3 protein-coding genes and 4 pseudogenes are annotated in these 6,469 nt (G+C 58.8%); all 7 read left to right on the forward strand.

Annotation, left to right across the window (positions count from 1 at the left end; translation table 11 throughout):
• The 7 genes and pseudogenes from X728_RS141435 (at position 1) to X728_RS141410 (ending at position 6,241) form a co-directional block, all read left to right on the forward strand.
• Positions 1-789 (forward strand): ABC transporter permease, encoded by a 789-nt coding sequence (locus X728_RS141435; RefSeq protein WP_023687364.1) that lies wholly within the window; start codon positions 1-3, stop codon positions 787-789.
• Between the two features lie 64 nt (positions 790-853).
• Complete coding sequence (locus tag X728_RS141430; RefSeq protein WP_023703124.1) at positions 854-1,828, forward strand: LysR family transcriptional regulator; 975 nt, start codon at positions 854-856, stop codon at positions 1,826-1,828.
• A 563-nt stretch (positions 1,829-2,391) separates the two neighbouring features.
• A pseudogene (locus X728_RS1000000172295) lies at positions 2,392-2,595 on the forward strand (type I secretion system permease/ATPase); the annotation flags it as partial.
• Between the two features lie 15 nt (positions 2,596-2,610).
• Positions 2,611-4,188, forward strand: a pseudogene (locus X728_RS1000000171810) (ATP-binding cassette domain-containing protein); the annotation flags it as partial.
• A 16-nt stretch (positions 4,189-4,204) separates the two neighbouring features.
• Positions 4,205-4,786: pseudogene (locus X728_RS1000000169490) on the forward strand (ATP-binding cassette domain-containing protein); the annotation flags it as partial.
• Positions 4,773-5,068 (forward strand): annotated as a pseudogene (locus X728_RS1000000172300) (hypothetical protein); the annotation flags it as partial. The pseudogenes X728_RS1000000169490 and X728_RS1000000172300, both read left to right, overlap by 14 nt.
• A gap of 381 nt (positions 5,069-5,449) precedes the next feature.
• On the forward strand, positions 5,450-6,241 hold the full coding sequence (locus X728_RS141410) for a hypothetical protein (protein ID WP_023832747.1): 792 nt from the start codon (positions 5,450-5,452) through the stop codon (positions 6,239-6,241).
• The last annotated feature ends 228 nt before the right edge of the window (positions 6,242-6,469 follow it).

The following is a 6,469-nucleotide window of genomic DNA, read 5'->3' on the forward strand; positions in this document are numbered from 1 at the left end:
ATGGGCGAACGTTATGCGGCGGGCATGCCCGCCAATGCGTGGAATTGGGTCGCGGTTTGGCGCCGCAACTATCTTGGATGGAAGAAAATCGGGCTTGCATCGGTTCTCGGCAACCTCGCCGATCCGATGATCTATCTGTTCGGTCTCGGCTTTGGCATCGGAACAATGATAGGTCCTGTTGAGGGCACTTCGTACATTGCGTTTCTCGCGGCTGGCATGGTTGCCACAAGCGTGATGGCATCGGCGACCGCTGAAACGGTCTACGGGAGTTTCGGCCGCATGGGCGACCAGCGCACCTGGGAAGGAATGCTATGCACTCAGCTGACGCTCGGCGATATCTTACTCGGCGAATTGGCGTGGGCAGCCACGAAGGCCCTCATGGCGGGCACAGCAATCACTATTGTTGCTACCACGCTCGGCTACGCATCGTGGCCATCCATCCTCTGCTTGCTGCCAGTCATCGCTCTCAATGGCCTCGCCTTCGCGAGTCTAGCGATGGTCGTCACGGCGCTTGCGCCCAGTTATGAATATTTCATATTTTATAATACGCTTGTTATTACACCCATGCTGTTCCTTTGCGGCGCGATGTTTCCGGTCAACCAATTGCCCGGCGCTTTTCAGTATGCTGCCTCCTTATTACCGCTCGCACATGCAATCGACCTAATTCGTCCAGCGATGCTTGGCCGTCCGATTGACAAAATGGGCCTGCATATCGGCGCGCTTTGCATATACACAGTTTTGCCCTTCTTCTTTTCGATTGCTCTTTTTCGTCGAAGGCTGATGCGTTGACGCTACTCACCATTCGAATTGAATGTTTGGTCGCAACCCATTCACACGCCGCCTAGATCAAGACATGCGTTTTAAGGGACTCGATCTGAATCTCCTCGTCGTGTTGGACGCTCTGGTCAGGGAACGTAAAGTCACCGCGGCGGCCCGCAGTATTAACCTGAGCCAGCCGGCAATGAGCGCCGCCGTTGCTCGGTTACGCGCCTATTTCAGCGATGAGCTATTTACGATGAGCGGCCGCGAGCTCATTTTGACACCTCGCGCTGAGGGGCTCGCCCCAGCAGTCAGGGAGGCATTGCTGCACATCCAGCTATCGATTATTTCCTGGGACGCCTTCAACCCAGCCCAATCGGATCGTCGCTTCCGGATTATCCTTTCCGATTACATCACGCTCGTATTTTTTAAGAAGATCGTAGAACGTGCTGCGCGGGAAGCTCCCGCCGTCCGCTTTGAATGTCTCCCTATTTCCGACGACCCCGAGGAGCTTCTCCGGCGCGGGGACGTTGATTTTCTAATTATGCCGGAAGTATTCATGTCGAAACATCCTCGCGCAGCCCTGTTCGAAGATATGCTCGTGTGCGTAGGCTGCGGCACGAACAAGCAGCTGTCAGAGCCACTTACATTGGAGCGATACTTATCGATGGGGCAGGTTGTGTTCAAATTCGGGGACACCCGGCAGCTCTCCATGGAGGAATGGTATTTGCTCGAGCACGGTTTCGAGAGACGCATCGAAGTTGTCGTACACGGCTTTAGCCTGATCCCGCCCGTTGTATCAGGCACCAGCCGCATCGGGACCATGCCCTTACGGCTGGCGCAGCATTTCGCAAAAACAACACCCCTGCGGATTGTCAAACTTCCGCCGCCACTTCCTCCCGCATTCACGGAGGCCGTTCAATGGCCTGCGCTCCACAATAGTGATCCGGCAAGCCTGTGGATGCGGGAAATGATGTTGCAGGAGGGATCTCGTATGATTCCTCTGCCTAAGAGCACCGGACGTCTCAGTTGTCCCCAAATTGAGAAAATGCCCCCCCCTCGACTATGAGAGGAGGCATGGATGGCGATGCCCCGCCGCCTGCGACCCCGCAACTGCTCAGCAGAAGGGCGAAGCGAACGAGAGTGAATCCATTTCGTAAATGTGTGCCTATCCAAGCAATCGATTTCTGCAATTGTCCGATGACGAATATGAACGCGCCTGAAGGTGTGGAGGCGGAAGCCTGTTCGGGCCCTTGCGGCCGACCACGATGAATCCCTTCCAAACCTTCAGCCNCTGAAGGTGTGGAGGCGGAAGCCTGTTCGGGCCCTTGCGGCCGACCACGATGAATCCCTTCCAAACCTTCAGCCGGACGGTGTTGTTGACGCGCTCCATTAAATGCCGGGACCAAACATATTCGGCGGGAGCACTGATCCTGAACCAGCGAGCGGATGCAGTCGGTTGCCGGTCGGGGAGCAATATAGGGAGCTGGGTCGCCAGCCTCCGGAGACTTACGTGACAACCATTCCTTAAAGGATTCAGCTTTGAGACCCTTCCCTCTGACTTCCGCGATTTGGGGCATTGTGTTGATCAGCGGCGTGGTCAACGTGCTTGCGCTCATCTCGCCGCTGTTCATGCTTCAGGTCTATGACCGCGTTCTGGCAAGTGGCAGCGTATCCACGCTAGTGGGGCTCGTCGTGCTTGCTGCGGGGCTTTATGCGTTCCAATGCCTGCTCGACATTTTGCGCGCCCGCGTGCTGCTGCGGATTGGCGAGCGTTTCGATGGACAGTTTTCCGGACGCGTTCACGATGCGATCGTTCGCCTTCCGCTTTCAACAGATCGGAAGAGCACACGNGCCCGCGTGCTGCTGCGGATTGGCGAGCGTTTCGATGGACAGTTTTCCGGACGCGTTCACGATGCGATCGTTCGCCTTCCGCTTTCAACGCGCATGCCGGGCGACGGCTTGCAGCCGCTTCGCGATCTCGACAATGTTCGCGGCTTCTTAGGTGGAAACGGTCCGACAGCGTTCTTCGATCTGCCATGGATGCTGTTTTATCTTGGCATTTGCTTCCTCCTTCATTTCTGGATCGGCATGACGGCACTTATCGGGGCGGTCGGTCTCACATCTCTGACACTCCTTGCCAACACTCTCTCGCAAGGGCCGATAAGCGATACCGTTGCCCACAACATGGCACGCAATGGTCTGCTGCAAGCAGCGCGTTGCAATGCCGACTTGCGCCTGCAGGTGCAATCGGCCATTCTTACCGTAGGTGCGTACCTTGTCGTCAGGCAGGAGGCTACGGCCGGGGTCATGATTGTCAGTTCGATCATGATGGGGCGTGCGCTGGCTCCGGTCGATCTGGCCATTTCAAGCTGGAAACCCTTCCTCATTGCGCGCCAGAGTTGGGCGCGGCTGGAGGACCTCTTGGAAAAGGTTCCTGAAACCGCTCCTGTTGTGCCTATGCCTGCACCTGAACGCGAACTGCGCCTCGAAAGCGTGACAATCGTTCCGCCCGGTGAAAGCAAGCCGACCGNAGGGCCGATAAGCGATACCGTTGCCCACAACATGGCACGCAATGGTCTGCTGCAAGCAGCGCGTTGCAATGCCGAGGTCGTGCAAGCTCTCGGTCTTGGAAAGCGGATCGCTGCCCGATGGCAAAAGGCCAATGCCAAGTGTCTGGCCGCCAACCGGAAAGCTGGGGACGTGGCAGGTGGGCTGGGTGCCATTTCAAAGTCGCTGCGCGTGCTGCTGCAATCGGCCATTCTTGCCGTCGGTGCGTACCTTGTCGTCAGGCAGGAGGCTACGGCCGGGGTCATGATTGCCAGTTCGATCATGATGGGGCGTGCGCTGGCTCCGGTCGACCTCGCCATTTCAAGCTGGAAACCCTTCCTCATGGCGCGCCAGGGTTGGGCGCGGCTGGAGGACCTCTTGGAAAAGGTTCCTGAAACCGCTCCTGTTATGCTAATGCCTGCACCTGAACGCGAACTGCGCCTCGAAAGCGTGACAATCGTTCCGCCCGGTGAAAGCAAGCCGACCGNTATGCCTGCACCTGAACGCGAACTGCGCCTCGAAAGCGTGACAATCGTTCCGCCCGGTGAAAGCAAGCCGACCGTGACCGGCATTGCGTTTGCCATTCAGGCGGGAAGCGCACTCGGGGTCATCGGCCCGTCGGGCTCGGGCAAGTCGACACTCTCGCGCGCCATCGTCGGCGCATGGACGCCGGTCGCCGGGAAGGTTCGCATCGACAGCGCAAGCCTCGATCAATGGGACCGGGAAGCACTAGGCCGCCATATCGGCTATCTGCCGCAAGGTGTTGAACTGTTCGACGGCACCATTGCCGAAAACATTGCTCGTTTTGAACATGATCCTGACCCTGAGGCTATTGTCGCCGCGGCGAAAGCAGCGGGCACGCACGAACTGATCCTCCGATTNATGGACGCCGGTCGCCGGGAAGGTTCGCATCGACAGCGCAAGCCTCGATCAATGGGACCGGGAAGCACTAGGCCGTCACATCGGCTATCTGCCACAAGGTGTTGAACTGTTCGATGGCACCATTGCCGAAAACATCGCTCGTTTTGAAGATGATCCTGACCCTGAGGCTATTGTCGCCGCGGCGAAAGCAGCGGGCACGCACGAACTGATCCTCCGATTTGAGCACGGATACGAAACTCCGATTGGTGAGGTCGGATCGGCACTTTCCGCCGGGCAGCGCCAGCTTATCGGTCTTGCCCGTGCCCTTTATCGAGACCCTTTCCTTGTTGTGCTGGATGAACCCAATATCCATCTCGACGCGGAAGGCGAAGCTGCAGTCGCTAAGGCGATCGCCTCCGTGCGCGAGCGCAAGGGCATTGCGGTTGTTGTCTGCCATCAGCCGAGCGTCATCCGCGCCGTGGATTTGGTGTTGGTGATGGAAGGTGGACGGCAGCGATCATTCGGTGCGCCTTCCAAAGTCCTGAAGGCCATCGAGTCTACACAGGATAACGTGGCAGAGCGCGCTGACATGGAGGATACCGGTGTCCGGCATTGATCAGAACAATGACGTTTCAAGCTCCATTCGCCGCCACCTGGTGGCGGGCTTTCTGGCGAGCGTGATCTTTGTGGGAGGAGCCGGAGCCTGGGCGACCTTCACGAATCTCTCCGGTGCGGTTGTNCTTTCTGGCGAGCGTGATCTTTGTGGGAGGAGCCGGAGCCTGGGCGACCTTCACGAATCTCTCCGGTGCGGTTGTAGCGTCCGGACACTTTGTCGTCGTTTCCTAGTGAGAAGATACAGCACCCGACTGGCGGGGTGGTCGGAGAAATCCTGGTGAACCCGGCATTTCGTACTACCTGGTGCGCCTGTCAGTTCCGATCTCGGCTCGCGCGAACGCGCTCCCTAACGTTCCATTGCTCGCAATGGGCAGTGCCGGCGCGACTCGGCAACACAGCCCCATGCCCGTTCTTCCGAGGGCGGCCCAACCAGGACGACCGGTTGCCAAGTTTTCCTGGACCGTTCTTTGAGTGTGAATGTTCGGGCCGATTGCCTGGGGCGTGTCCCCGCCGCCTGCGAGCCCGCAACTGCTCAGCAGAAGGGCGAAGTGAACGAGAATGCATCCATTTCGTAAATGTATGCCTATCCAAGCAATCGATTTCTCCAATTGTCCGATGACGAATATGAACGACTCAGGCAGGGGCATCATTAGGAGTATTTTCAATGGCAAAGATTATCGAAGGTGGCCCGGGTTCCGAAACACTCCTCGGCACCGAGGGTGTTGACTGGATCGAGGGTTACCAGGGCGGTGACTGGCTTGACGGTCGTGGCGGCAACGACGAGATCTCGGGTGGCGCGGGCAGTGACCGAGCCATCGGCGGCAAGGGTAACGACCGCATCTTCGGCGGAGATGGCTGGGACGATCTCTCCGGCGACAACGGCCGCTTCAACGCGCGCGTCTCCGGTGAGGACAATGACAGGCTCAGCGGCGGACCCGGCCAGGATGTCCTCTACGTGGGTGACGGCCAGGACACGTTGACCGGGGGCAGCGACAGTGACACGTTCGTGTTCCAGTTCCACAATCCGGTGCCTGGGGTTGTCGGGTCGACGTCGGACATTACCACTATCACCGATTTCAACCCGGCGGAGGACAAGTTCGCCTTCGATGCGGTGGGCCTCTACAACGATGGTTTTGGCGCGAACTTCGTCAACAACGCCAGCATACAGTCCGGCTACCCGGTGAGCAGCTTCTACAGCGGTGCGGCCTCGGGTGCGAACGGCGAACACGTCGTGGTGATCACTGGCGAATCTTTCAACTCTGCTAATGAGGCGGCGAGTGCGATCTCCGGCGAGCACGCCGGCGACATCATTGTCTACCAAAGCAGCTACACCGACAAACTCGCAACTCTGGCCTATGTCACCGCCGACGGCAGCGCGCACGAGTTCGCCCACCTGGGCGGTGTGGTCACCGTGGCAGACCTGGGCCTGACCGCGTCCGACTTCACCTTCGTTTGATCCAGAAAACCCATACGGAACCGCGCCCGCCCCGCCCCCTTGGGCGGGCGCTTTCCCGTTTCCGCTACTTGCCATGGGCCGGGGCGCCCGGGAGCAGTCAGCGTGTACAGTGACGAAGCCCTGCGCGTCGCGCTGGTCGTGCACCGAAATCCCACTGAAGGTGTGGAGGCGGAAGCCTGTTCGGGCCCTTGCGGCCGACCACGATGAATCCCTTCCAAACCTTCAGCC

Origin of the sequence: Mesorhizobium sp. L103C119B0, from assembly GCF_000502235.1 — a bacterium.
Taxonomy (GTDB): domain Bacteria; phylum Pseudomonadota; class Alphaproteobacteria; order Rhizobiales; family Rhizobiaceae; genus Mesorhizobium.

What these genes read in the sequence shown, in the direction of transcription:
- X728_RS141435 (WP_023687364.1), top strand. Translation starts at nt 1, where the DNA reads ATGGGCGAACGTTATGCGGCGGGCATGCCCGCCAATGCGTGGAATTGG.
- X728_RS141430 (WP_023703124.1), top strand. Translation starts at nt 854, where the DNA reads ATGCGTTTTAAGGGACTCGATCTGAATCTCCTCGTCGTGTTGGACGCT.
- X728_RS141410 (WP_023832747.1), top strand. Translation starts at nt 5,450, where the DNA reads ATGGCAAAGATTATCGAAGGTGGCCCGGGTTCCGAAACACTCCTCGGC.